We start from the raw sequence: 26323 nt of genomic DNA, 5'->3' as shown, positions 1-26323 counted from the left end.
CATCGCGCTTTTGGAGCGACATGCGCGATAAACAGGAGAACCGGAAATTTGGACCCACCCGGAACGAGGGTTTCGCTTGTTTCACTATGACGTGCCGACCACTCGCGTTAATGCGCATCATCTCTCTCTCAAGCTTTCCTGCTTATAACGCATCACCGGCGACATCAGGTACTCGATGATCCGGCGCGTGCCGGTCTTGATCTCGACCGTCACCGCCATGCCTGGCGCAAGGTTGACGAGCCTGTCGTCGATCTGCATCTTGGTCCCATCGAGCGAAATCCGCGCGGCGTAGACGAGCTCCTGCCCATCGGGCTCGCTGGAGTCCGAGAGTGCGCCAGCCTTCTTCTGCGAGGCGTTCTTGTCACTCGGCTTATCTCTCACGATGGCGTCTTGCGACACGCTGGTCACCTTGCCCTGCAGCAGGCCATATCGGGTGAAGTTGAACGTATCGATCTTCACTTCGGCGGACTGGCCCGCACGAACGAACCCGATGTCCCGGTTCGGGATCATCGCTTCGGCTTCGATCCGGCTGTCGGCCGGCACGATGATCATCAGCTGCTGGGCCGCAGTGACCACGCCACCGATCGTATGCAGCGCAAGCTGCTGGACCGTGCCGTCGATCGGGGCACGCAGCACCTGCTCGCTCATCTTGCGTTCAGCCTTGACGAGGTCCTGCCCCAGTTCTTCGACCTTCTTTTGCGCGTCGGAAAGATCACTCAGTACTTGCCGCTCGAATCCCGATTTTGTCTGGCCAAGCTGTTGTTCCAGCGCGCGGCGTGCCGCCTCGATCTCCACCAGCTTTCGATTCTGGACCACACGCTCATTCTGCTGGTCGACCAAGCGCGTCTGCGCATCGAGATAAGCGATTTGGTTGCCGTACTGAATTTGCATTGCCTGCCGGCGTATATTCGCGGTCTGCTCGACCATCGGCAGCGAGGCGTCGATCTTGGCGATGGCCGCTGCGATGGAATCCGCCTCGGCTCGCTTCTGCTCGATCTGCTGCGTGATCGATGCCATTTTGGCGAGCTGTTCAGCCGCCTGCGCCTGCATCGCGGCGCGTGTCCGCGCAAGATCGCGCTCCGAGGCACCGTCTGGCGCGGATATCTCTCGTGCACCGTCCAACCGCTCGAAATTGTCCCGCAGAGCACCAAGCCGCGCGACGTCGAGCTGCGCCAGGATCAGGTCCTGGGAGACCCGCCGCTTCTCGGCCTGCGTGACGGTGCGATCGAGCTCGATCAGCACTTGCCCGGCCGCGACCTGGTCGCCGTCGCGGACGTGAATGGCCGAGACAGTACCCGCCTCGAGCGGTTGAATCGTCTTCGACCGACCGGTCGGCACGATCTTGCCCTGAGCTGTCGCGATGATGTCGACGTGGCCGAACGTTGCCCAGGCGACGGCGATGGCGAAGAACAGGATGATCGTGCAGCCGATGGCGCGTCCGACGGGCGAGGCCGGCGTCTCGATGATCTCCAATGCGGCCGGCAGGAACTGGCGCGCCGTGTCGGCCCGCGGCCGGCGGAACGGAACCACGTCCGCCGTCATTTGGCTCTTGGGCGGTGCATCAGCCAACGACATGGAGCCCCGCCTGGATCTGGTGCAGCGTTGCGTAACGGCCCGCCTGCTTGATCAGCTCGTCGTGGGTGCCATCCTCCACCAGCCGCCCGCCCTCGATGGTGATGATCCGGTCGGCTTGGCGAACCGCCGACAGCCGGTGCGCAATGATGAAGACGGTACGTCCCGCGGCAATCCGGCGCATGTTGCGCTGGATGATGCTTTCGCTCTCATAGTCGAGCGCGCTGGTCGCCTCGTCGAGAATCAGGATCCTTGGGTTGGTGACAAGCGCCCGCGCAATCGCGATCCGCTGACGCTGCCCGCCCGACAGGCTGGCGCCACGCTCGCCCACCACAGTGTTGTAGCCATCGGGCAGCCCGAGGATGAATTCATGGGCGCCGGCCAGCTCGGCCGCGGCAATGATCCGCTCCATCGGCATGCCGGGATCGGCCAAGGCGATGTTGTCCCGGATCGAGCGATTGAAGAGCACATTCTCCTGCAGGACGGAGCCGACCTGCCGCCGCAGCCAGGCGACGTCGGCGACCGTCAGATCGATGCCGTCGATCAGGACCCGGCCAGCTTCCGGCACATAAAGCCGCTGCAGCAGCTTGGTGAGGGTCGACTTTCCCGAACCGGACGGACCGACGATGCCGATCACTTGGCCGGCTGAGACCTTGAGCGAGACGTCGTGCAGAGCAAGCGACGCATCGATGCGATAGCGGAAATCGATGTGCTCGAACGTGACATTGCCCTGGATCGGCGGAAGCGCGGCGCGCGCAGCATCGAATGTCGGCTCGGGCGTCGTATTGAGAATGTCGCCGAGCCGCGCGATCGAGACCCGCGCCTGATGGAAATCCTGCCACAGCTGCGCCAACCGCAGCACAGGCTGCGCGACCCGCCCGGCAAGCATGTTGAAGGCAACCAGCTCGCCGACGGTGAGCTGGCCCTCGATGACCAGATGGGCCCCGAAATAGAGCGTCAGTGCCGTGACGATCTTGCTGATGAACTGAACGCACTGGCTGGTCCAGTTGCCGAGCGCCAGGACGTCGAAGCTGGAGCCGACATAGCCGGCGAGCTGCTCTTCCCAGCGCCGCTGCATCTGCGGCTCGATCGCCATCGCCTTCAGGGTCTGGATCCCGCTGACGCTCTCGACCAGGAACGCCTGGTTCTCCGCGCCGCGGTCGAATTTCCGCTCGAGCCGCTGCCGGAAGATCGGGGTCACGCCGGCAGATAGCGCGATGTAGAACGGAAACGAGCCGACGACGATCCAGGCCAGCAACGGCGAGTAGTAGAACATCACCGCGAGGAACACGAAGGTGAAGGCAAGATCTATCACCAGGGTGAGCGCCGAGCTGGTGAGGAAGTTGCGGATGTTTTCCAGCTCCCGCACGCGGGCCACCGAGTCGCCTGCCCTCCGGGCCTCGAAATAGCCGATCGGCAATGCGATCAGGTGCCGGAACAGGCGCGCGCCGAGCTCAACATCGATCCGGTTGGTGGTGTGGGAGAACACATAGGTTCGCAGCGCGCCGAGAACCGTCTCGAAGATGGAAACCGTAATGAGGCCGACGACCAGGACGTCGAGCGTCGTGAATCCGCGATGCGTCAGCACCTTGTCGGTGACGACCTGGAAGAACAGCGGCGTGACGAGCGCAAACAGCTGCAGAAAGAACGATGCGACAAGGACCTCGGTCAACAGCCGCCGGTATTTATGCATCGCCTGAAGGAACCAGGTGATGTCGAAGCGGCGCGCGAGATCGGCGAGCGAGGCGCGCCGCGTCATCAGGACGACGGAGCCGTTCCAGCTTGCCTCGAAGTCGGCGCGCTTGAGGGCCTGCGGCCGCCGCTCAAGCGGATCCTGGATGAGAACATCGTCCTCGGTAACTTTGCCGATAATGACAAAGCTCTCGTCTCGTCGCTGAATGATCGCCGGCAACGGCAACCGCGTCAGACCTGTCCAGGTCTCCTTGACTGCGCGGGCCCGGAGCTTCAACTGCTTCGCACAACGCAGCATCTCGGCAACACCAATTGCGCGGCCGGCGAACTGATGTGCGATCTGTGCGGGATCGACCGAGACCTGATGGAACCGGAGAAGAAGCGCGAGACATTGCAGGCCCGAATCCGGACTTATCGCTTCCATATTCCTCATGCCACCCAAAGTCGTGCGTTTGGACTCCTACACTTTCTTTTCTCGTCAGTAAAACGGAAACAGATAGAGACTTTCGATTGAGTGAGAACTCGCAGCGCGGAGAACGCAGAGAAATCAAACGAGAATAACCTTGAGCCAACTCTCTTTGCATCTTGGAGTATTCGTTGCCAACGCACGGAGACCGTCATCGCGACACTCGCACTAGAGCCACATGCAGCATTACGTACGATGTGTTGCGTGGAAGATCTTCTGCTTGATGATCTTTTCAAACCACAACGGCCATCATCTGCTCTTCGGACGACAGCCCCTTTCCCAACAACGACAAGGGAACAGTGCGGCGTATGGTCGCATCACAATGGCGACCTCGCGCACTCACCGAAGACTCTCGGTTGCTAACCACCACTGCCACGGCTCTTGGTCCAGATCGCAGCCGCGCCGATCAGAGCCGACAGCACACCGCTCCACCAGATCGAGCGCGGTCGCGCCGCGCTAATCGAGCTGAGGTACAGGAATGCTCCGAGCACGACACCATAGTGCTTGCGAAACTCACCGCTTCTCCGCGCGATTTCAACAAGGTCCGAGGACCTGGCCTGCTGACCTGCCATTGCGGCTACCTCACCTGCATCGAGCCATGATGATACGCGTGAGTTGGGTGTCTCGTCGAGTCTTATTTCGCCTTTTCCGAATTTTGTGATTGGCGTGAACCCAATCGGCGCGAGCTGGGGTAATCCGATCCCCGGCCTTCGGTACCCTTGGTCTGGGACTGCTCGCCGATATGAGAAGGCAAGACCGAGAGCGAGCCGATCGCGCTCGTTAAAGCCTTGGTTGGATGGCGCCAGCGGACTGCGCTGGTTGGTATTGAGGCCAGCCCTTTGTCAGAATGGCTCTACGGCGCATTGGTCGAGAGTGGCTTTTAGATCGTTTGCATAGAAACGCGGCACGCTCAGCGTTTTCTATCCTCTCGGCCCAACAAGACGGACCGCAGCGATGCGCGTGGCATTGCCGAGATGATACGGGTCGGTCACTACGGGGCGGTACACGTCAAGAGCAAGGCTTCGCAGATTTTACGGACGGTCTTGATTGCCCGAAGGAAGTTCGTCGATCACATGCTGGCGACAGAAGACACCATTCGCGGCTTGTTAAAGGTGCATGGCCTCAAGCTGGGGCTTGTGCATCGCTCCCGCTTCGCCGCCAAGGTCGAAGCCGCGCTCGCTGATGCAGCAGAGCTGCGATTGGCAGTCGAAGCGTTACTCGACGTCCGTAACACTATGCGAGTGAAGAAGGCTCTATTGGACCGCCAGCTTTCACAAATGGCGCGCGTAAAGATGAGGTCTGCAGGTGTTTGATGATAGTCTCGGGCGCAGGGCCAATCGTAAGCCTGTACTTCAAGGCGACGATTGACGATCCTGCACGGTTCAAGGACTCGAGGGCTGTAGCGGCGCACTTGGGACTGACGCCTCGTGTGTATCAATCTGGCGAGATCGACCGGTCTGGCAATATCAGCAGGTGCGGTGACAGACTGATGCGCCACGCTCTCTACGAAGCTGCGAACTCGCATCTTCGGATCGCGAAGAAGTGGTCCGTTCTGCGTGCGTGGGGCATAAAGCTCACCAAACGCGTAGGGGCGAAGAAAGCATGCGTAGCAGTGGCCAGGAAGCTGGCTATCATAATGCACCGTATGTGACTGGCTGGTACAGACTTCCGCTTCGGCCAGCCGTCAGCTTCGAGCGCGACTTAGGAATCGTTCCGGCGTAGGCATCTGCTCTGCCCAGGACGTGGGGAAGGTCAGTCCGTTTCGATCCCTGTGCGTTTCAGCACCTGCTGTGAGCTTGGACGACCTCGCCTCGCTGGACCCCATCATGGAGCGAACCCTTTTTGGTCGGCTCCGAACAGAAGCGCGGACCAGGCAGAAGTGGTAGGCGGCAACGATCGTGACCCAAGGGGCGGAGACGCATTGCGGCTCCGGTCGCGGGCGTATGCCCACGAGTAGAGCGTGACCGACGAACGGCGGGCCGCCAAGGCAATGTACGTCTCTTTCTGGCCCAAAGGAGACATTGGATGGCCGCGATGGGCCACAACCGGACATCAACAGGACAATGGCAAAGTCATGGTCGCTTGTCGGCGGTCATAGCCTGATGAACTTTTTCGCTTTGGGTTGATCCCGGCGCTTCAAACCCGATTCGCCGTCCCGGCCATAAAGCCAATAAACGACCCGGTGGAAAAAGAAGCACAAAGCATTACTAGACTGCCCGTCATGGAGAGAACAAGTTTGTCTTGAACAAGATGAAGTACCATCCACCCCAGCAGCATGCAAATTAGCCCGCAGCCTGTCGGCAACATCGCACGCCGCCGAACTGCGAGCCGTCGGGCCGGGCCAAGCAGCTCAGAGTTCCGTGACAGACTCCAGGATCGGCGAAAAGACACCTCGAAACTCAGGGCAACCACGATCAAACAGGCAGTGAGGAAGTAACCAGACATTACCCTTGGTACCGACCATTTGAAGGGCACAGGCGAGACAATAGCGTGGATTGATTGCCTCAACCCTAAGGAGATAGCGAGCAAAGGCTGTATCGGAGCATTATTCCAAACTCGTCAGCGAAGTCCGCTCTGGGGTCGAGCGCGGAAGTAAGGAGTGGAAGCCAATTCGGTCGGCCTGTCACGCGAAACCGGACCACTGCCCCACGCGCGAACGTGAGCCTTCAGGTCAAAAGCTACCATCAGGACGCGGAAAGCCTTGCCCTTTCGGAGGTGCCTGTTCGATACAGGTCCTTGCCCGCGTGACGATTTCCTCTGGCGATAGCTCTTTGAGAAGTCGGTCACGTTCGCGACCAAAAATAGAAACCAGCTCCATGAGACGCTCGTTTTCGCCTTCAGGTACACGTGTGTCCAGCCTTCTGAAAGTCACCGATGCGTTCTGATGGTTGATCGTGGCATCATTCGCTTTCTTTCGTAACGCGTCGTCGGCTGGAACCTTGCCGGCTTCCATAAGCTTGTCCGCGAGAAAAATCGTCGTCGCACAGGTGAGATGGACGTCCTCCTGGGGAGAACAAGCCACTACGGATAAGCTCGCAGCGGCAAGTAGAGCTAAGACTGGGCTCTTGCAGAGAGGGTTCACGGTGAATCTCGGTTCTGACCGGGACAAAAGTGCCGACAACACACCCCACTTGTTGGTTGCATAACAGCACTCCGTCAACCGGCAACACCGTGAATGCTCAATTTTCCATGAACAGAGAAAGTCTGCTTCGGGTCAAAGTGAGACCTTGGCCTTTGACGGCTAAGTGGTCGCTTCTACCCCAAGAGGAGATGGAGAAGGCTTGACCTTTCAGTTCGGATTACAGAAGGGATCGAAGCCGCCAAGCCGTGACGCGAAGCGGCACGGTCCACGAGAGCCCGGCCGCATCCGGCGCGCAAGACTGCGCTCCATCGCAAGGCCAAGTTCCAGCGAGGCCCTCCCTCCACCGGGTGCTCGCAAGCTCGGGACCTATCCACAGGCGCCGCAATGCCGGATCCGATCCGATCGGGTAAGCTTGCCGGCCACACATCACCAAGAGCTCTATCCGATCAGCCCCCGATATGACTATTCAACCATCTCTCGCCGAGACCGCCGGCATGCTGGAGCAGTCGCCCGACTACCGGGTGCTGCGCAGACTGGTTCCACGTGCCGAATTCACGCCGCCCACAGGACAGCCGGAAAAGATCGCGATCCTGCTCGACGTCGAGACCACAGGCCTCGATCAGGCCAAAGACGAGATCATCGAGCTCGGGATGGTCAAGTTCAGCTATCTGGCAGACGGCAGGATCGGCCGGGTGATCGATACCTTCAGCTGTTTCAACCAGCCATCGATCGCAATTCCCGCCGAGATCACCGCCCTGACCGGCATCACCGACGCGATGGTCGCGGGCCACAGCCTCGATGAAGAGCGCATCAACGCGTTCGCGTCCGATGCGGTCGTCGTCATCGCCCACAATGCCGGTTTCGATCGCAAGTTCATGGAGCGTTACGTGCCTCTGTTCGTGCTCAAGGCCTGGGCCTGCTCAGTCAGCGAGGTCGAATGGCGCCGACACGGCTTCGAGGGATCGCGCCTGTCCTATCTGTTGATGAAGGCCGGCCTGTTTCATGAGGCGCACCGGGCGGTCGACGATTGCCAGGCACTGCTCGAGATCCTGGCGATGACCCTGCCCGAGCTCAATCGCACGGTGCTGTCGGTGTTGCTCGAGCGCGCCCGCCGCAGGACGATCAGGGTGTGGGCCGAGCAGTCGCCCTTCGAGCTCAAGGACGAGCTCAAGCGGCGCGGCTATCGCTGGAGCGATGGCACCGATGGCCGGTCACGGTCCTGGTACATCGACGTCGATGATGGCAATCAGGCCACCGAAATCGAGTATCTGCAGGAAATCATCTATCAACGGGACGCCAGTATCCGGACCCAGATCCTGACTGCGTTCAACCGCTTTTCGGCGAGAATCTGAACGCCCCAGCGCGTCAGCCGGGAAACTGCGGTTGGATCAGCGATGCGATCATCCGTCACCCGCCCTTGTGAAACTTGGTGGCCGGGCGATCGCTAGCTCACCCGGCCGGCTTCTACCGCGCGTCTCTAAGACTTTAGTCACATCAGCGTTGATCTCGCCCTCTGGTTGCGCTTAATGTCGCCATTGCTGGGGAGAAATAGAGAATGAGACTTTTGAGTATCGCTGCCGCCTGCGCAGTGCTGGCTGGCTGCGCGGCATCCAAGCAAGAGGTCGTGACAAGACTTGGTGACCAATACATAGGGAAGAACATAGACACCTTGGTCGTACAGTTCGGACCACCGACCAGTATGTTTAAGATGAACAGCGGACAATCGTCTTACGTCTGGCAGCTCTCCGCTGTAACTGACATTGAAACCGACCGAGGATGGGGCACAGCGAGCACGCGCTATTGCAAGGTTAGCGTCATCACCTCGCCTACTGGGGTTGTCCAACAACTCAATACCGAAGACTCGAACGCCGGATATGGACTTGGTGGAGTTGTGGGCATGTATGGCAGCATCTGCGGCCAACGTTTGGGAATGAGACCGCAGGGATAAGCCTGCTCGTCCCGGCTTTTCCAAGGAACTATTTGGGCATTATCGGCATTACCGACCTGCGGCGGCGTGCACGGTTGCATTGATATCGCAGGTCTTCGACGGTGCCTGGGCCACGATCATCTTCTCCGAAGGTCAGAGAGCGTGCAGAAGTGCCGCGCGGGCGAAAGCCTGCAGGTACCACCGCCGTCCGAGCGCATCAGCAATCGCCCCCGACGCTTCGTGCTGCGCAATACGTGCGGATGTCGTCCGATCCTCAAAAATACTCGATCGAAATTCAGGTAGCCGCCATCGCTGTCTACGCAGCACGCCGAGGTATGGAAATCGTCCGTACCTATTCTGATCCAGGGCGCAGCGGTCTTACCATTGCCCGCCGTAAAGGTTTGCAGCAACTCATTGATGACGTCGACAGCGGACGGTCGGATTTTGATTGTGTCCTCGTCTTCGACATTAGCCGTTGGGGGCGTTTTCAAGACACTGACGAAAGCGCCTTCTATGAGTTCATCTGCAGACGGGCGGGAATATCGGTTCACTATTGCTCTGAAGAATTTGAGAACGATGGCAGCCTGTCATCAGTGATACTCAAGAACTTGAAGCGCGCGGGAGCTGCTGGCTTCAGCCGGGACCTGTCGCGAAATACATTTATGGGCCAGTCGAATATCGTCGACCGAGGATATTGGCGAGGCGGAGCGGCACCCTACGGGCTGCGTCGGATGCTCGTCGACGCAAACGGCAAGCGCAAGGGAGTGCTGGAGCGCGGCCAGCAGAAGAACTTGAAATCCGAACGGGTCGTTCTCGTCCGAGGGCCTAGCTCGGAAGTCAAGATCGTCCGCCGTATCTTCTCGTCGTTCGTGATACACAGGAAAAATAGGACGCAAATTGCGGAGGAGCTAAATGCTGAAGGCTTATTGAGCCCCGGCGGAAAACGATGGACCGCCCTCACTGTCAGCAACCTCCTCGCGAATGAGATCTATTTGGGTCATATCGTTTTCAATCGCAGCTCAATGAAGCTTGCCGGGCGACGTGTCGACAACCCGCCTGAAATGTGGATCCGCCACGACAACGCTTTCGAAGGCATCGTCGATCCGCGTCTTTTCGCTCGGACACGAAAGCGGCTCGCCGAAGTCGCAAACAACAAGAAGGAAACCGATCAGCAGTTGCTCGATAGTTTGGCGGCTCTCCTGCGACGAAAGGGCCGATTGTCAGTGCACATCATCCAGGCGGCAAAGGGCGTGCGTCACCCCGCTGTATACACAAACAGATTTGGGTCGCTCATGAGAGCCTATGAACTAGTTGGCTACAGGCCCGGCAATCGGTACCGCTTTATGGAGATCGCCGTCGAAATTGATCGCACGATCTGCTCGGTGGTCGATGATATCATCATCAATCTCAGGGGGCTTGGCGTGAACGCCTCCTTTTTGCACGAACTGTACCTTGTTACGATTTCCGGAGGATTGACCGTATCGGTAGCGGTGGCACGCGCCGTTTCGGACGGTGATACCAGATCTCGCCGATGGGAGGTACGGAAGCTCAAGTACCAAAAGGCTGAACTTACGCTCTTGATTCGGATGGACAGTGGCAATAGCCGCATTCGCGACTATTTCCTTCTCCCAACCGCTGCGCTTCCGTTGACGAAGGACAGAAAGAAGCTACGCGTGTCGGACCGTCTCTTCAGTCGAATGCGACTCGACAGCCTTGAGGCCGTTATGGCCGCTCTTTATGGCAGGCTGCGTGCGTCGCGAGAAGAATGCAGCAGAATTAGCGCTCTCCCTCTGGCGAAGCAAATTGAAAACGCGACCTCCCCAACCTCCTTCCGCAAGCTCGGTCAGATTACCGGCACAAACAACAAATCGCTCCGCAAGAAAGTCGGGTGGCGCACTCCACTGATCGAGCGCAAAATGGAGGCTCCAAGATTAACCTTGGCAGAATTTTCTCAACTTCATGTGCAACCTCTACTCAACCACGGCCAAGCCGTCATCCTGAATCTGTTCCGGGTCGGAAACCGCTACGTTGGCAACTTTGCGCCTATGCCGGGAGCTTTTCCCGGCTACCCGGTCCCGGTCCTCCGCAGCGCCGGTGACGGTCCTGATGCGGTGGGATATGCCGCCTCCGCTGCGCACGGGTGGGTCACCGGTGGCCAACCTTCGCAACCTGTTATCGCCGCACTGGCCCGGCTAGCCGTCAGTACATTGGCAATCTTTCTATTTCAGTGTGGGTTTGCGCTTCAAACAAGCCTCGCGGCAAAGGAGCCGCACCCAAGCAAATCCGAGACAGCTCCTCGCCGCGTTCAACCGTTCCGCTCCTGCTGCGTGAAGTTCCTTAAAGGCTGACGATTCCGTGTCCTCGTTGCCCGCCACCAGGCCAGTCGCTCGCAAGAGGCGCGCTCGGCAAGGCTGGACCCCAGCCATTTGGCTGGCCTGCAGCCGGCGCGCCGAGCGAAAGATGTGGCGGAAGCTCGAAGCGATGCCGGCGGCGATGCGGGTTGCGGTCGTCAGCGCGGCGCTTGTCGCGCTCCTTCCGCTGGCCAACGTCTCCTATCAGATCATCCGCAAGCCGACCGAGCTGTTCTTTTTCGTCGGCACGGCGCTTGACAAGGAGCCGGCAGACACGTGGCGGCAGTACGGAGCACACTTCCGTTCCTCCTCCACCGACATCATCGCACCCGAGCTCCTGGCTGCGCTGGCCCAGACCGAGAGCTCCGGCAATCCTGTGGCGCGCACCTATTGGCGCTGGCGACTGACCTGGAATCCGCTCGCGATATACAAGCCCGCCTCGAGCGCCGTCGGCCTGTATCAGATGACAGACCCGGCGTTCGCGGAGGCCAACAGCTATTGCATTCGCCACCACGCGGTCGTCACCACGGACTGCAGGTTCAATGGCCTCTATGTTCGCACGCTACCAAGCCACGCTACTGAGCTCGCAGCGATATACCTGGACCGCAACGTCGCCAGAGTTCTCGCTGCCGCACCGAAGGACACCGCCAGTCCCCGTCAGAAGCAGGATCTCGCCGCGCTCATCCATCTCTGCGGCACCGGCCCCGGACGAGCCTTCGTGCGCCGCGGGTTCCGGCCTGCCGCGGGCGAACAATGCGGCGACCACCTCGTCGCGGCATACATTGCGAAGATCAACGAGATGAAACGTCAATTTCAGAAGCTTGCAGCAAACGACAAAAGCTGAGCCAGAGCTGGCATGCCGCAGGAGCACTTCGCCGCAAAGCTCCGCACCCGCAATTGCAAGCCTCACACTGATCACGGCCGCTTGAACTGGCTCAAGCCAATGGAAGCATCTCAGCGGCAGTCGGGAAATGCCGAAGCCCACCGGGAGCGTTCCATGCAAGCAACTCGGCCATCTTCGACGATCGTCCGCTTGAGGACCCCCTCGGGGCTGACACTCCACAGTGGTCCGGGAACGCGGTCAAAATTCCACAGGGCCTGGAAACCAATCGGAGCCAGAACGCGTCACGAAGCTCCTGGGCTGCATGGCTTCATTGAGCGACGGAGAGCAGTTTCTCCCGATGCACTACAAAAAGACCGGAGCAATTCGCAGGCAGCGAGCCCCTCAACGATCGCTTGGTGCTGGTCCTCGGATGCCCGAGATCCATGCCAAGCCCATGCCGCGCCAGAACGGACGGGTCAAGGCCGCTAAGCGCCCGTAGGGCTTGGCCTTGAAGCGGCCGGCCTGGTGTGGCTGCATAAGAGAATTATTATCAGTCCCGGAATGGCTGAACGGTCGAACGCTGGAGCAACGCGGAGGCCAGAGAAAACGCACCCGCTCGCGTGTCAGTGATAGCGGGGCCGCAGGCAGACGCGCGAACGAGTGCACCCCCGAGACCGGTTAATAACGGCACCCGGCGCGCGCATTAGTGATAGCGATGCCGCAGGCAAATGCGTGACCGAGTGCCTCCGGCGAGGGGTTCATCGTGCACTGGCGTGAGGGATTGTGATCCGAAGGGCGCAGAATCTCCAGCGAAGCGGGCTCCGGGCAATTGCATGTTTCCGCTTTTCGGAGCGCGTTTCGGGTGTCACCATGCTCGTGAAAGGACGGGAGGGCCGCCATGCGCTGGTGTGTCTCGGTCGGGGCGGTGCTTGTTGCGGGGGCGATGGTCGGAGCTGACGTTGCTGGCATTGCCGCGCCGACCCCGAACTCTCGATTCGCCGACACCAACCACGGTGTGCAGCCCGTCAATGTCGAGCTCGTTATCGCCGTCGACGTCTCCTATTCGATGGATATGGACGAACTTGCCATTCAGCGCGAGGGCTATGCACAGGCCATCGTGTCGAAAGACTTCCTTCAGGCGCTGAGGGCCGTTCCGGGCAGCAAGGTGGCCGTGACCTATTTCGAGTGGTCGATGTCGGGCGACGAGAAGATCATCATTCCCTGGCGCGTGATCGACGGCCCGGAATCGGCGGATGCCGTGGCCGCCGAGATCATGAAAGCGCCGGTTCGTCGCGGTTCGAGTACCTCGATTTCGGGCGCGATTGATTTTGCGGTGCAGCTGTTCGAAGAGAACCCCTATCGCGGGTTGCGGCGCGTCATCGATATTTCCGGCGATGGGCCGAACAACGACGGAGCCCCCGTAACCGGCGCCCGCGACGCTGCCCTGGAAAAAGGCATCATTATCAACGGCCTCCCGATCATGGTGAAGGAGCCATCCCTCTCGACGACCGATATCGAGAATCTCGATCTCTATTACGAGGACTGCGTGATCGGAGGGCCAGGCGCCTTCGTCATGACGATCAAGGATCGCGAAAAATTCCAGGAAGCGATCCGGACCAAGCTTGTTCGCGAAGTTGCGGGCCTCACGCACGAGAGCGGGATCGTGCCAGCCGCGGAGAAAGAGCCCCGGGTGCCCTGTCTGATCGGCGAAAAAAAATCGCAGGAGCGCGGCCGGCGGTGAGTGTCGAGGCAATCATTCAGAGGCGCCGGACGAACAAACTTTAGACAGCAGCATATTATGGTCGCCGCCCCACGCGCCGGGGCATTGGAGGTGCTAACGTCCGTTCGTGGCCCACACCGACGAATTCCCGCGCTCGTCCAAATGGCGGCTGTTAAGGGTCGACCGCGAAGGGTCGACGTACGGTCAAAACGACGCGACTGGCGAAAAGGTTTTGGAAACTGTGCCCAGCAGGCCGTCATCAGCGTATATTGGGGCACGAGGAGGTGCGATATGGCGACACCAGCTACCCAACTCGTTCTTGATACGCCGGCGGTGGAGTTCCGGCTTCCGGCCACCGACGGCAAGACTTACGCACTGGACGACGTTGCGGGCAAAAAAGGCACGGTCGTCGTCTTCATCTGCAACCATTGTCCCTATGTTAAGGCGGTGATCGACCGCATGGTTTCGGACGCCCGCGTGCTGATGTCGGAGAGCGTAGGCTTTGCGGCGATTTGCTCGAACGATGCGGCGAGCTATCCCGAAGACTCATTTGAGAATATGAAGCGTTTCGCGAAGGCCCATGATTTTCCGTTTCCATATCTCCACGACGAGACCCAGACAGTCGCTCGGGCGTATGGAGCGGTCTGTACGCCTGACTTCTTCGGTTACAATGCCGACCGCAAGCTCAAGTATCGCGGCCGGCTCGACGAAGGGCGCACAACTCCGCCTCGCGCGGGGGCGCCCCGGGAGCTTGTCGAGGCCATGCGCGCGATTGCGACCACCGGTATGGCGCCGGCTGACCAAAAATCGTCCATTGGCTGCTCGATCAAATGGAAGGACGAATGAAGCCGATCCCTGTCAGTATGTTTCGCATTTGAGACCGCCGTGTGCGGCAGCATTTGCTGCACAGGTGCGATTTGACTGGCGGCATCACGAGGGCCCTGCGGCCGCTGCCGGGGTCGCATTCGCCGCCCCCTTCTCCTTCAATTCTGCTTCCGGGGCAGCACGGACATCAACCGGTGAGATAACCGGCTTAGCCGGTCGAAAATGCCCCAACTGGGACATTGGCGCGGGGCGTCTATCCCGCGTTTTGTGTCTAGGACCACGGCGGCTCTTCGCTAATCCCGGCGGCCTCGTGGTGGATCGTGACCCCCGCCGAACGCAAGCCGCTCAGCAATACAGTCCTTACAGAGACAGGATCGAACCCAATATCCTTGGCGTTTGGTGGGTGAGCCTCGCTGCCCTTCAATCGGAGCGCCAGGTGCAATTGCTCGCAAAGGTGCTGAACGGTAAGATTGACCTGATCATCAGTCATGATCTGCTTTTCCTGCTACCACTAGCTAACCAACTAAGTAGCACACGAAAATCGGGCGGTACGCGATTGGACCGCCCCCGAGGATCAACCCCGCGCGATTGCCCATGCACTTCCGCGCACGCTAGGGGACGAAAACCGGGAGCGGGAGCCCCGTCTCAACCACTGGTGATGCCCAGCGGACGGTGCCGCACGCACGGGGACCTTCGCCCCGCGCTCCGCAGGGGAATAAGGTCTTCCGGGCTCGACACGGCCGACGGGGCGGCGCGGCATGTCAGCGCCGGGCCCCGTCTGGAACCCGCCCGGAAACTGTCCGCTATCGAGCTAAACCGGAAGTGGCTCGCCCACGGTCAAAACGGCGTATTGACTCCAACCGGACGTTGCGCACCCAGGACAGGAACTGTGGTATCCTCCGTCAACGCGGTGGGACGGTTCAATGAAAGCGGCTGCCCCTCGAATGGCACTTGCTGCGCGCCCCGCACAGCAGGTTAAAGCCCGCCTTCGCAAGGCGAAAGGCGGCATGTCTGGCGACAACGCAGCGAGCGCCCAGGCGACGCTTGCGGCCGCCGCGCGCGACCCGGCCCTGATCCGCCTGCTGACCGACCCCTTCGCGTTGACGCCGGGGTTCACCGGGCCGTCTCAGCCGTCGGGCCTCATCCCCGAATAGGACCCGAGCATGAACGTGTTGCTCGTGCCGTTCCCCATGGCGCCGGTCAACACCAAGAACGTGCACCGCACGAATTTCCTGTTGGGGCATCCCTACGGGACGGATTTCGTTTACGACGAGATGATGGTCGCGCCGGGACTGGGGGATATCGCTCGCGCGACGACGGAGACGTTCGCCACGATGGTTTCCTTGCTCGGGACCGGCGGTCTCACCCCCGGCGCAGGCCCGACCCGGGGCGAGCGCGAGAAGGGCTTCTACGACATCCTCTTCCTGGGCGAACTGCCGGATGGCCGACGGGTCGAAGCGGTCGTCACGGGCGATCGCGATCCGGGCTACGGCTCGACCAGCAAGATGATCGCCGAGAGCGCTCTCTGCCTCGGGCGCAACGTGCAGGGCGAGGGCGGCATTTGGACGCCGGGAGCGCTGATGGGTCCGGCCTTGCGCGAGCGTCTGCAGGAGCGCGCCGGCCTCATCTTCCACGCGCGTTAAGAACGCCCGGAATTGCAGCACCTTGCAGGATTACGTGGATCGTAGCCCACGAAAGCGCGGACTGGCGTTCGCCGGCTTGCTCGCTGGCGACGTGATCGTGTTTTGCCCGATGTCGAACAGCCCGCCCGGCAGTGCTAACATGGAGGGCTAATCGCTCGGCATTTTAATAACGATCTGCACCGCGACCGGAGGATTCTATCAACCTCAGTCGCAAGCCGTTAGCCTTCAAGGCCAACTAGACGTTGTAAGTCAATGTTCACCTGAAACATGGGGGTTGAGAATGAAGACGATCTTGGTCCCGATCCAAAACATTGCGACCATGGCATCCACACTCGAGGCCGCCGCACGCCTCGCGCAACGTACCGGCGCCTACATCGAAGGCTTTCCGCTCCGGTTCGGTATCCCTCCATATTTAGTCGCAGAATTAGCCACCGGCATCCCTTTGGATTCTTACAATGCGAAGAGCCAGGAAGAGTTGGCCGAAATGCACCGCTTGTTCGAAGCGTTCATGCTAAAGCACGATATTCCTCCAGCCACTGCGCGCGCGAGCCGACCATGCTTCGGCCGGCTGGAAACCGCGCCTGAGGGTGAAGACTTTGTTGGAAGTTATGGGCGAGCTTTCGACGTCATTGTAATGCCACGGTCCGACGTTGATGCTGCCGGCCCTCACCGGCGCGCCATTGAATCCGCACTGTTTGAGAGCGGTAGACCCGTTCTACTGGCGCCACCAGATGCGCCGAGAAGCATCGCGACAAACGTTGTGATCCACTGGAACGGTAGTACCGAGCAGGCTCGGGTCAACGCTTTTGCCATGCCGCTGCTTCGTCTGGCAGAACGGGTAACGGTGCTGACCGTGATTGCCGGACAAGCGGTACCAGGCCCATCTGCCGATCACATTGTCCGACAATTGCTGTACAATGACATTGCGACCAACCTGGTGAGCATTGAACTGGAAGACCGCGAAACCGGTGAGGCGGTTCTTGATGCCGCCAGAGCACAAGGCTGCGATCTGCTGATAAAAGGAGCTTTTACCCGCAACAGGCTGCGGCAAATGATATTCGGTGGCGCGACCAGTTATATCATGGAACACGCGGATTTACCCGTCCTGATGGCGCATTAGAACTGCGCATACAATTTGCTCCGTCTGTTTTTGCGAGAAGCTATATGGTGATGCCTGCACTGGCCCGCGGAAGCTTCGGTTTACTGTCGGTTTGAGCACGTGGTGCAGGCTCTATGGTCCGGCTATGAAGCAACAAAGTGTGGCGGTAATCCTCCCTTGTCGCAATGAAGAGGCGGCCGTCGGCGCCACGGTAACAGCATTTCGTGCGGCTTTGCCCCACGCTGCCATTTATGTCTTCGATAACAATTCGACTGATAATACCGTGAATGTGGCTCGTGCTGCTGGCGCGATAGTTCGAACCGAACTGACGCCAGGAAAGGGCAACGTCGTCCGCCGGAGTTTTGCGGACATTGATGCCGATGTCTATGTGATGGCCGACGGCGATGCGACCTATGACGCAGCGGCTGCACCGACGATGATACAGGAGTTGATCGAACGCCAGCTGGACATGGTGGTAGGTGTGCGAAGTGCGGTCGCTGACGCCGCCTTTAGGCCAGGTCATCGCCTCGGCAATGCGATCCTCACTAGAATGTTGTCGCATATCTTCGGTCGCTCATTCAGCGATGTCCTCTCGGGCTATCGCGTATTCTCGCGCCGGTTCGTAAAAAGCTTCCCCGCCCTCTCGGAAGGTTTTGAGGTAGAGACGGAGATCAGCATCCATGCTTTGGGGTTGCACATGCCAGTGGCCGAGATCGAGACTGCTTACAAAGTACGGCCGGAAGGTTCGAAGTCCAAGCTCTCCCCGTTTCGCGACGGCTGTCGCATCCTGTTGACCATCCTGACGCTATTTCGAATTGAAAGACCGATGCTTTTTTTCGGCATAGTTGGCACGTTGCTTGGGTTCGTTTCGATCGTGATCGCGGCACCTCTTGCCATCACGTATGCTGAGATCGGCTTAGTGCCGCGTTTGCCAACCGCGGTTCTTTCGACAGGACTCATGATACTCGCCTTCCTTAGCTTCTTCAGTGGAATGATTCTTGACACTGTCGTGCGTGGCCGTCGCGAGTTACGGCGGCTTGCTTATTTGGCCCTGCGGCCTCCGGAATAGGAGTTGCGTTCATTCGTCTTGAGCTTGCTCCGTAAGGACGGATTTCTTCTGACCGCTCACAGTTTCAGGAGGCTGCCAATATTGCGGCGCTGGAGCGATGCGCTCGCATTTTCTGCGCACAGGAGCTCGCGAATAATGCGCTTAGCCCCTCCGCAGGCATGCGATAATTTCGACCAGTTCGACAGTAAAAAGGGCCAGCATGAGGCCGACCATCGGCACTGCGGGAATTAGGTATCGCCAGACGTCGAGGGTGTGGGCGCCGGCGGCGGTCCCGACCGAGGCCGCCCACATCACGATGACGATGCCTCCGCGCGCTGAGAACTCGGGGCGCCAACGCCAAACGGCGGTCACCGTCCAATATATTACGGCGATGACGAACGCGATCGACAAGGCCCTGAACAGATAGGCGGAGATGACTGGGAAATCAGACAGCAGGCCGATCCGAACTGGTCCACCTTGCAGATCGATCGGCTGAGCCGCCCGGCCGTGCCGCGTCATGATGTCGGACACGTACGGCACATCGTCGGTCGACACCGGGATGGCAGGTTCGAGTCCGTAAGCCGGCCATGCGACCGTGGCCCCATAGGCCATCTGACGGGCGACCTTGCCCGCGTAGGCCAGCGGCCGGTCGCGCACGGCGGCCAGGAAGATGCGCCGATAGGCTCTCGCCGCGCCGTCGGCATTTCCGGTATCGCGGGCGACGTCTCGATCCAGTGTAGTGTCGAAGAGGCACGCGTCGCCGAAGAACCCGAGTGCCGGCCACCGACCCGGCTCCGCCGCGAAGTCGGCGACAAGCCGCGCCATCGTGGCCTCGGCGCGGTCTCCGGCCGCCGACGCGATCTCGCGTCGCGCTGCATCGCTTGCGAGCACGATGTTCAGGTGATTACAGAACAATGTCTTGGGAACGAACACGATGGAGGCTTGATCGGAGTTGGAAGCCCCGAACCGGGAACCGGTGGCGAGGAGCGCCAGCGCTGCCGCGACGGACACGGCAATCACGGCAAGGCGCACAGGCGTGTCTGGGCGGGCGAGGCTAGCGCCCACCAGGACGGCGACGATCGGGACCAGGGCTCCTTGCGACCTCAAGCAGGCCGAGAGCGCCGCACATAGGATAGCGGCAGCGACCGCGTAACACCGCGCCGTTTTGTTGACGCAGGTGGCAACGAGCAATCCGGCCATTGCGAGATTGAGGAAGACCGTAAAGAAAAGCTCCGAGGTGATGACATTCCTGAACAGCAGCAGGCCCGGATACGTTGCCACGAGGATGATCGGCACAAGCCCACCGGCGTTGCGCGTCGTCGCCTGCGCGGTTGCTGCAAGCGCCAGGATCAGGATAGTCCACGCCGCCTGCTGCAGGCGCACCACCGTCCCGAGGTCGCCTCCGAACGCGAACGTCACGCCCAGCAACGCCGGGTAGCCCGGATCGCGCCCACCCGCCACCGTCGGCTGTCCGGCCTCGAGCGTACGAAATGCAGATTCCACGAAGGATGGCGTGTCGCCCCAGATGACCGGGACCGCGGGCCTGGACGACGCGACGATCGCCACCACCAGCGCGGCCCACGCCAGCATGGTCCACGGCCACGGGGACGCCGCTCCGCCCGTCGTACGCGCTGGAGCTTCGCGCTGCGACCGCACCACCGCCTCCCACTGAAACGAAGCTCGAATGCTACCCCAGCTAGTTGCCAGACCAAAACGCTCTGCAAGAACATCGGCGGACACGACGTGCTCTCGGGCTCCTTCGCCCTTCCCGTCAGTGCGCGCGTCTGCGAGACATGATGGCCGATGCCCGATTGGTCCGGGCTGGGCCCGCTAGTTGAGATCGGCTATCCGTCAACTTGGAGGTCGCCGATCCCCTGTCGACGGTTGCCGCGCAGACCTTCGCGTTCCTGCCAATGTCGGCTTTGTCACCGAAGCTTGCCGGAACTCGAAGCTGGATCTTTGGACGCCCCGCCCTTCTGTACGATCAAGCCCGCTGGAATACGCTGTTAGCGAAAGCGAGGTGGATTACCGACCTCCACCGGGATAAGCCGAGCTCACTACTTCGGTTAGCGTCCCCAGTGCGAAAGGAAGCGAGATCAACTCCACCAGACTACGCAAAACTGCGCGATCGCGGCCGGCCGCCCTACTCCCACTCAATCGCGCAAAGGCAATCCATTTATTACTTCGTAGACGGGCTGGTTGATGCGTTTCACACCGTTGACGATGCAGGCGCCCGATGTTCGAAGAGCAAATGCGGCCGTTGGTGGCGTAACCTTCATAGGATCGCGGGATTGAGTTCTGTCAACGCGCTTCAAGATAGCAACCACCCCGATCGCACAGATATCCGATTTGCGCGCCCTATTGGCATTCGCCGGGCTCCTACCTTCGAAAATGCTGTTCCTGCTCATGCGCCATAAGCGTGCTCGCGTTGGCCGTGGTGAGATTTTTCTTGATCTCCCGGTGCACACGTCATGCACACGCCGCCTCCTAAGCAATTGAAAAGCCCGAACTCTCAATCCAATCCATCATGAGGAAGTCTAAGCTAGGTCCAGCAAACGAACTCCAGGACCAATCCACATTCAGGATTCCCATAGCTGAATGATGCTGAATCAATGCGTTCCGAACCTTTTGATTCAGAGCGTACTGATGGGTGTGAAGCGCTATGAGCTAAGCGAGGCACAATGGGCTCGGATTGCACCTATGCTGCCAGGCAAGGTAGGTGATCCCGGCCGCAGCGGTGTTGACAACCGCTTGTTCGTGAACGGGGTTTTGTGGGTTCTACGGTCCGGTGCCAACTGGCAGCACCTGACGGAGCGCTATGGCAAGTGGAAGAGCGTACACGCGCGGTTCGACGCTCGATTGGTTGTTCGCCGAATACCGTGCTGATCGCCGCTACGCGAAGCTCGATCCAAAGTCGAAGCGAAACCATGAGGTCGGATTTAAGCTTGTCGGCGGCTGCGTCCTGAAGGATGGTAAGCACCTTGGCGAGAAGCGGATTGTTCCATCGACACAGCGCTGACCGACGACTGGTACGAGAAACTGCTCATACTCAAGACCGAGGACAAGGTCGGTAACGTCATCGAGCGCGAGCGGCGCACCACCGTGAACCACATCATATTGCGCCTCCGAGAGAGACGAGAACATCCGGTGTGCCTCTGGCGTCAAGCACGATCGACGCCTCGCACGGAAGTTGATCGGACGTTCTCGACAGGCCGGTGTCCGCCCCTTCTCGGCTCCGGACGAGGTCCCTGAAGTCAGGTGGGTCGTATCGTCGCCGATATCTTGATGCTAGGCTCGACAACGGCAGGGTGCACCTGCTCCCTGCTTCACACTGAACGGGAGGACGACATGCCTGAGAGCGTCTACAAGGTCATAGAGCTGATCGGTACCAGCAACGACTCCTGGGAAAAGGCCGCCACCAATGCGGTCGAGCAAGCTGCAAAATCTCTGCGAGATCTCCGCGTTGCCGAGGTCGTCAAACTCGATATGCAACTGGATGAAAAGGGAAAAGTAGAAGCCTATCGCGCCAAGCTCAACGTATCGTTCAAGTTCGAGGGCACCTGAGCCTCACCACCTCGCCCCGCTTGCGGGGCGAGGTTTGGCTCATTGGAGAAAGATGTCAGGCGCGGTCGCCGGATTTTGATACCTTTGTTCAGACCAGATGGCTTGGAGACGCGCTCGACCACGGCAGGGAGACAGAATGCCCAGCCGCCTTGCGCGCTAGGCTTTTCCCTGGAGAGCGGCGGCGTAAGTGCTCCACTCGTTCGTCTCCTTCGTGCGACGCAAACCCCGAACCGCGCAGACAATGGCGCGCCGCCCAGGAGAGCATATTGCGATCCATGGATCCTGATTGCCTCGTTGTCTTAGATTTCCACGGTGTTAGTCTTTCGAAAAGCGCCCAAGGGAGGGAGCCATGGCAGATCGATCGACACAACCACCGACTTGGAACCCCCTCGTCATCGCAGGCCAATTGCACGCGATAGCGAAGCAGAGCCAATCGCTCATGCAGCGCTTTGCCGCGGGCCAGACCGACGCCACCAGGATCGGCATGGGAGACACCTCGACGCTCGGATTCGACTTCATCGACCTCATGACGAACATGATGTCCGACCCTACCCCGGCCGCGAAGGCCCAGATCGACCTCTTCAACGAGAGCGTTGCGCTTTGGCAGAAGACCGCGGAGCGCATATGGACAACACGTCCTTCCGAACCCGAAAAGCCGTCGGACAAGCGATTCAAACACCCGGATTGGACCGAGAACGCGGTCTTCAACTACGTCAAGGAGAGCTATCTCGTTGCCGCCAAGTCGATCCTTTCGACCGTCAGGGACATCAAGGGCATGGATGAAGGCACGGCTCGCAAGGTCGATTTCTACACGCGTCAGTTCGTCGACGCCATTTCTCCCTCGAACTTCGTCGCAACCAACCCTGAGGTCCTCAAGGCCACGCTGGATACCGGGGGACAGAACCTGCTCCGCGGGCTGGAGAACCTGCTTTCCGATCTCGATCGCGGCGACGGCCGCCTGTCGATCACGATGACCGATATGAAGGCTTTCCGGCTGGGCGAAAACATCGCGACGACGCCGGGAAAGATCGTCTTCCAGAACAACCTGATGCAGCTGATCCAGTACACTCCCTCGACGGCCGACGTTCGGAAGCGGCCGCTTCTCATCATTCCGCCGTGGATCAACAAGTTCTACGTTCTCGACCTCCAGCCGAAGAACTCCCTGATCAAGTGGGCGGTCGACCAGGGCCATACCGTATTCGTGATCTCATGGGTCAATCCGGACGAGAAGCTCGCCGGAAAGGGCTTCGAAGACTACATGCTCGAGGGTCCCGTGGCGGCTTTGGATGCGGTCCAGAGAGCCACTGGCGAGCGGCAGGTCAACGCGGTCGGCTACTGCCTTGGCGGCACCCTGCTCGCCTCGACGGCTGCCTACCTTGCGGCGAATGATGACGACCGCATCGCAAGCGCGACCTATTTCGTGACGCTGGTGGATTTCTCCGAGGTCGGCGACATGGCCGTCTTTATCGACAAGGAGCAACTCGCCTCCCTGGAATGGCGCATGCGCGAGCGCGGATATCTCGAAGCCCATGACATGGCAACGTCGTTCAACATGTTGCGTGCGAACGACCTGATCTGGTCCTTCGTCGTCAACAACTATCTGCTCGGCAAGGAGCACCTTCCGTTCGACCTCCTGTTCTGGAATTCGGACTCGACGCGGATGCCGGCGGCCATGCACTCGTTCTACTTAAGGAAGATGTATCTCGAAAATCTTCTGGCCAAGCCTGGTGGCATTGTGCTCGCTGGCACGCCGATCGACCTGTCCGGGATCAAGATCCCGACCTTCATCCTGTCGACGCGCGAGGACCATATCGCACCCTGGAAATCAACCTACGCGGCCACGCGGCTGTACTCGGGTCCAGTCAAATTCGTATTGTCGGCATCAGGCCACATGGCGGGTGTCATCAGCGCGCCGGGAAGCAAGTATGGCCACTGGACCAATGACGAGTTGCCGGCCGATCCCGACCAATGGTTCTCCGACGCAACCAGCCATCAGGGCTCCTGGTGGCCTGTCTGGGACGCCTGGATGACCCGCCTGGATGATGTGCGGGTTCCGGCGCGCCGGCCCGGCGGGGGCAACCTGCCCGTAATCGAGGACGCCCCGGGCGGTTATGTGCGCGTCAGAGCCGTCGCGTAACGACAGAAGCCGGTCCACCCGTCACGGCGGAGTTAAATACAAGAGGGGCTCAAGCAGCGCCGGAATCCATTGGCGAAACGCGCCAGTATTCGCCTCAACGACTGCGTCGACTATCCGATTATCATTGCTGACACCAGTAGCGCGATACGACCCTACCTCGACGCCGCTTTCACCAGGGCCGCGCTGGATCTCCGGCCGATCATCGAGACAAATTCGATCGAGACCATGAGGCACGCCGCAATCCTGGACAACGGCATCACCTTCCTCACTCCGTTCGAGATCGAGTTTGAACGCCGGGCGGGCCGGCTCGCTTACGTTCCGGTCCGCGAACTCACCAATGATGCCCAGGCGCTGATGCTGATCGGTCACGAGCGTGGCACCAGCGCCATTGCGAGTGTTCTCGCCGAGATGCTCAAGGCAATGATGCAGGATACAACCTTGTAGACCGACCACAGCGGTTTCGAGCGAAGCGGACACCAGTCGCGTGAAGAAAACGCGTCAATGCAACAAGCTAAGCGTGCGCTATCGGACGTGATTGGCGGATCATGTCCGCGGCCCGTTGTTGACGTCGGGCTGACGATCTGCGTCGCTTCCGCTTCAAGCGGACCGTCTTCTGGAGGGGGCGGCCGCGCCTCATCGCCAATCAAGCATTGAATAAGTCCCAGCGCTCCGGGGAAGCAGCGCTGGGACTGATGGCGAAGGCAGGCTTTGGGGGCAGGATTACGCCGTCGCCAATTGCGTAATGTTCCCGGCATGGATTGGTTCCTATCATCAGTGGCCTGTTTCGATTTTGCGAGTGGTCTTTTGGCCAGTGCCTAACGTCATAGCCGGCGCCCACTGACCGAGTCGTTGTAGGCGGGTGCAGGCTGCCCGATAGTTCTAGGGGCTTCCCACCCTCGCGGATCGGCGCGATCATTGGGAATGGGATCCAAGTCTCGAGAGTACATCATGTTCGGGTCGACGGTCAGGCATCTGGCCGAGCGTGCTGCCGATGCTCGATGGGATGCCGACATAATGGCCTGCCAGGCGTGGAACGCCCGCATGCTCGCCTTCCAGGGGCCGGCCCAGCCGTCCCCAGCGCTCGGTGACGCCCTTAACGCTGGCTATCGGTACCTCGAGGTGAAGTGTCTCGGCTGCGAGACCCATCAGACTGTCGCGAGCGCTACATGCGGTGCAAGGGCTGCTCCCGCCAGCAGGGCCACCCGTATAAGCGCAGTCATCTCGTGGCACTCCGGACCACAAAGATCTCCGTCATGAACCCGCCGTCGACCTGGTGGCCTGGGGAGCGGTAGAGCAGATGAAGAACTGACCTGGTCGCTAAACCGAACAAACCCGCCGAAGTCCGGCAGGTTTGAATGCGACTGCGCAACATTCTCGATCCTATGTCTGGCCAATGGCATGAACAGTGCAAGAGACTTACTGCCGGGAATTTAAGTGTCGCGGTTCAGGAATAAACTGTCGCCTGGTGTGTAATTCTGAGACCAGCGGCTCGACCAATTAGGGAGGTATCGTTGAACAACACCCCGTCTCTACACGCCAGATTCATTATTCGAAGAGGAAGCACCGACTGGATGGTTTACGATCGAGAACGCAGGGGACCGGCGCAGTTGGAAAAAGGTGGCCGTTTCGCCGAGAAACTGACGGTGGAACAGGCCGAGCACATCAAGCAGGCGCTCGCGGATTCCCTCGTTATGCAGGTGAGAGCGCGTTCGGTCTCTCAGCTACCGACGTCTACGGGCAAGCCTCGGCCGTGAGAGCGGCAATCGACCATCACATCGGTGCTCGCAAGCCGCGAGATGAAAGCCACTCCGTCATCTGGGAGGCGTTGTCCGCCTGCCGCGCCTTGCGCAGGAGACGTTCGCGCTCGATGCCCGGCGGAGTGCCTCTTGCCTCTTTGCGCCGGCGCTGCGCTTCTTCGTTCAAGCGTTGGAAAAGCGACGCGGAATGTTTGACAGGATGCCTTTGCTGCATGACGCACTTCCTTGCTTCGTGGAAGGCGGGAGCATGATGCTCTCAGTCACCGGTAAATTGCCAAGCGGCCGAGCGGTGATATCCAATATGTAGCTACTCAACCTCTATCAAAACAGGCCACGGCGCCGAATATTCGTGGCGGTGTCAGTTTGTGGACCGGGGCCAAAAAGCGGAGTGTGGCAGGATCACTGGCTTGTAGCCGGCCACCGTCGGCGCATAGTCCCCCGATGACCGAGCAGCTACCAGCTTTCATGGCTTGCAAAAATCCCGGCACTGGCTGGAGAATCGATATTCTATGGCCCGATGGCGAAACGGAAGTTATCAAGGGCTTTGTTACGGAGCACGACGCGACCAAGTGGATATCTGAGCACTCGACGACGTGGCAAGAAAATCCGGACCAACC

Annotated in this window: 21 protein-coding genes and 4 pseudogenes; 18 read left to right on the top strand and 7 right to left on the bottom strand. The window is 60.0% G+C overall.

From position 1 onward, the window contains the following. Window positions 1–117: 117 nt before the first annotated feature. The 3 genes from ACVIGB_RS49760 to ACVIGB_RS49750 all read right to left on the bottom strand — a co-directional run bounded on the left by ACVIGB_RS49760 (window position 118) and on the right by ACVIGB_RS49750 (window position 4302). Complete coding sequence (locus tag ACVIGB_RS49760) at window positions 118–1575, bottom strand: HlyD family type I secretion periplasmic adaptor subunit (protein ID WP_456723719.1); 1458 nt, start codon at window positions 1573–1575, stop codon at window positions 118–120. Beyond that, window positions 1562–3688, bottom strand: a complete 2127-nt coding sequence (locus ACVIGB_RS49755; RefSeq protein ID WP_456723720.1) for a type I secretion system permease/ATPase — start codon at window positions 3686–3688, stop codon at window positions 1562–1564. Before ACVIGB_RS49755 ends, ACVIGB_RS49760 begins: the two co-directional genes overlap by 14 nt. Window positions 3689–4089: 401 nt before the next feature. Next, window positions 4090–4302: a hypothetical protein gene (locus ACVIGB_RS49750; RefSeq protein ID WP_456723721.1), complete on the bottom strand. Its 213-nt coding sequence runs from the start codon at window positions 4300–4302 to the stop codon at window positions 4090–4092. 312 nt (window positions 4303–4614) lie between these two features. Here ACVIGB_RS49750 and ACVIGB_RS49745 point away from each other — a divergent pair, with 312 nt between their 5' ends. Together ACVIGB_RS49745 and ACVIGB_RS49740 are read left to right on the top strand one after the other, a co-directional pair. Next, a complete protein-coding gene (locus ACVIGB_RS49745) occupies window positions 4615–5043 on the top strand; it encodes an IS110 family transposase (RefSeq protein ID WP_456749415.1) in 429 nt (142 codons plus the stop codon). Further along, the gene (locus ACVIGB_RS49740) at window positions 5043–5381 is read left to right on the top strand and encodes a transposase (RefSeq protein ID WP_456723722.1); all 339 of its coding nucleotides are present in this window, start codon (window positions 5043–5045) and stop codon (window positions 5379–5381) included. Before ACVIGB_RS49745 ends, ACVIGB_RS49740 begins: the two co-directional genes overlap by 1 nt. Before the next feature lie 1020 nt (window positions 5382–6401). Here the strand turns inward: ACVIGB_RS49740 and ACVIGB_RS49735 are convergent. Next, window positions 6402–6683, bottom strand: coding sequence for a hypothetical protein (locus ACVIGB_RS49735; protein ID WP_456723723.1), 282 nt, complete (start codon window positions 6681–6683; stop codon window positions 6402–6404). A 587-nt stretch (window positions 6684–7270) separates the two neighbouring features. Here ACVIGB_RS49735 and ACVIGB_RS49730 point away from each other — a divergent pair. From ACVIGB_RS49730 to ACVIGB_RS49705, 6 genes and pseudogenes are all read left to right on the top strand, one after another. Beyond that, window positions 7271–8164, top strand: coding sequence for a 3'-5' exonuclease (locus ACVIGB_RS49730; protein ID WP_456723724.1), 894 nt, complete (start codon window positions 7271–7273; stop codon window positions 8162–8164). Between the two features lie 697 nt (window positions 8165–8861). Continuing rightward, window positions 8862–9869, top strand: a pseudogene (locus ACVIGB_RS49725) (recombinase family protein); the annotation flags it as partial. Between the two features lie 829 nt (window positions 9870–10698). Then, window positions 10699–10926: pseudogene (locus tag ACVIGB_RS49720) on the top strand (SOS response-associated peptidase); the annotation flags it as partial. 294 nt (window positions 10927–11220) lie between these two features. After that, window positions 11221–11934: a transglycosylase SLT domain-containing protein gene (locus ACVIGB_RS49715; RefSeq protein ID WP_456723725.1), complete on the top strand. Its 714-nt coding sequence runs from the start codon at window positions 11221–11223 to the stop codon at window positions 11932–11934. 877 nt (window positions 11935–12811) lie between these two features. After that, complete coding sequence (locus ACVIGB_RS49710) at window positions 12812–13654, top strand: DUF1194 domain-containing protein (protein ID WP_456723726.1); 843 nt, start codon at window positions 12812–12814, stop codon at window positions 13652–13654. Between the two features lie 270 nt (window positions 13655–13924). Then, window positions 13925–14479, top strand: coding sequence for a thioredoxin family protein (locus tag ACVIGB_RS49705; protein ID WP_456723727.1), 555 nt, complete (start codon window positions 13925–13927; stop codon window positions 14477–14479). 250 nt (window positions 14480–14729) lie between these two features. On the opposite strand, the gene ACVIGB_RS49700 is transcribed toward ACVIGB_RS49705, so the two are convergent. Next, a complete protein-coding gene (locus ACVIGB_RS49700; RefSeq protein WP_456723728.1) occupies window positions 14730–14948 on the bottom strand; it encodes a hypothetical protein in 219 nt (72 codons plus the stop codon). A 517-nt stretch (window positions 14949–15465) separates the two neighbouring features. Between ACVIGB_RS49700 and ACVIGB_RS49695 the strand changes: the two genes are divergently transcribed. The 4 genes from ACVIGB_RS49695 (at window position 15466) to ACVIGB_RS49680 (ending at window position 18269) form a co-directional block, all read left to right on the top strand. Beyond that, window positions 15466–15612 carry a hypothetical protein gene (locus ACVIGB_RS49695; protein ID WP_456723729.1) on the top strand — a complete coding sequence of 49 codons (147 nt, stop codon included), beginning with the start codon at window positions 15466–15468 and terminating at the stop codon, window positions 15610–15612. Window positions 15613–15621: 9 nt separating this feature from the next. After that, the gene (locus ACVIGB_RS49690) at window positions 15622–16101 is read left to right on the top strand and encodes a hypothetical protein (protein ID WP_456723730.1); all 480 of its coding nucleotides are present in this window, start codon (window positions 15622–15624) and stop codon (window positions 16099–16101) included. 280 nt (window positions 16102–16381) lie between these two features. Beyond that, entirely contained in the window at window positions 16382–17221 is an 840-nt protein-coding gene (locus ACVIGB_RS49685; RefSeq protein WP_456723731.1) for a universal stress protein, read from the top strand. A gap of 124 nt (window positions 17222–17345) precedes the next feature. Beyond that, on the top strand, window positions 17346–18269 hold the full coding sequence (locus tag ACVIGB_RS49680) for a glycosyltransferase family 2 protein (RefSeq protein WP_456723732.1): 924 nt from the start codon (window positions 17346–17348) through the stop codon (window positions 18267–18269). A 141-nt stretch (window positions 18270–18410) separates the two neighbouring features. On the opposite strand, the gene ACVIGB_RS49675 is transcribed toward ACVIGB_RS49680, so the two are convergent. Next, window positions 18411–19838, bottom strand: a complete 1428-nt coding sequence (locus ACVIGB_RS49675) for a hypothetical protein (protein ID WP_456723733.1) — start codon at window positions 19836–19838, stop codon at window positions 18411–18413. A 1062-nt stretch (window positions 19839–20900) separates the two neighbouring features. Between ACVIGB_RS49675 and ACVIGB_RS49670 the strand changes: the two are divergent. The 6 genes and pseudogenes from ACVIGB_RS49670 to ACVIGB_RS49645 form a co-directional block, all read left to right on the top strand. Beyond that, a pseudogene (locus tag ACVIGB_RS49670) lies at window positions 20901–21098 on the top strand (transposase); the annotation flags it as partial. A 498-nt stretch (window positions 21099–21596) separates the two neighbouring features. After that, window positions 21597–21812, top strand: coding sequence for a dodecin family protein (locus ACVIGB_RS49665; RefSeq protein ID WP_092126770.1), 216 nt, complete (start codon window positions 21597–21599; stop codon window positions 21810–21812). 439 nt (window positions 21813–22251) lie between these two features. After that, window positions 22252–23949: a PHA/PHB synthase family protein gene (locus tag ACVIGB_RS49660; protein ID WP_456723734.1), complete on the top strand. Its 1698-nt coding sequence runs from the start codon at window positions 22252–22254 to the stop codon at window positions 23947–23949. A 69-nt stretch (window positions 23950–24018) separates the two neighbouring features. After that, on the top strand, window positions 24019–24393 hold the full coding sequence (locus tag ACVIGB_RS49655; RefSeq protein ID WP_456723735.1) for a LysR substrate-binding domain-containing protein: 375 nt from the start codon (window positions 24019–24021) through the stop codon (window positions 24391–24393). A gap of 477 nt (window positions 24394–24870) precedes the next feature. Then, a pseudogene (locus tag ACVIGB_RS49650) lies at window positions 24871–25241 on the top strand (hypothetical protein). A 219-nt stretch (window positions 25242–25460) separates the two neighbouring features. Then, on the top strand, window positions 25461–25703 hold the full coding sequence (locus tag ACVIGB_RS49645; RefSeq protein ID WP_456723736.1) for a hypothetical protein: 243 nt from the start codon (window positions 25461–25463) through the stop codon (window positions 25701–25703). 16 nt (window positions 25704–25719) lie between these two features. On the opposite strand, the gene ACVIGB_RS49640 is transcribed toward ACVIGB_RS49645, so the two are convergent. Beyond that, the gene (locus ACVIGB_RS49640) at window positions 25720–25920 is read right to left on the bottom strand and encodes a hypothetical protein (protein ID WP_456723737.1); all 201 of its coding nucleotides are present in this window, start codon (window positions 25918–25920) and stop codon (window positions 25720–25722) included. Window positions 25921–26323 lie beyond the last annotated feature (403 nt).

The sequence above is a fragment of the Bradyrhizobium sp. USDA 4341 genome (assembly GCF_054063755.1).
The sequence above is the reverse complement of the archived record's forward strand: the minus strand, read 5'-3'. Positions and strand labels throughout refer to the sequence as shown.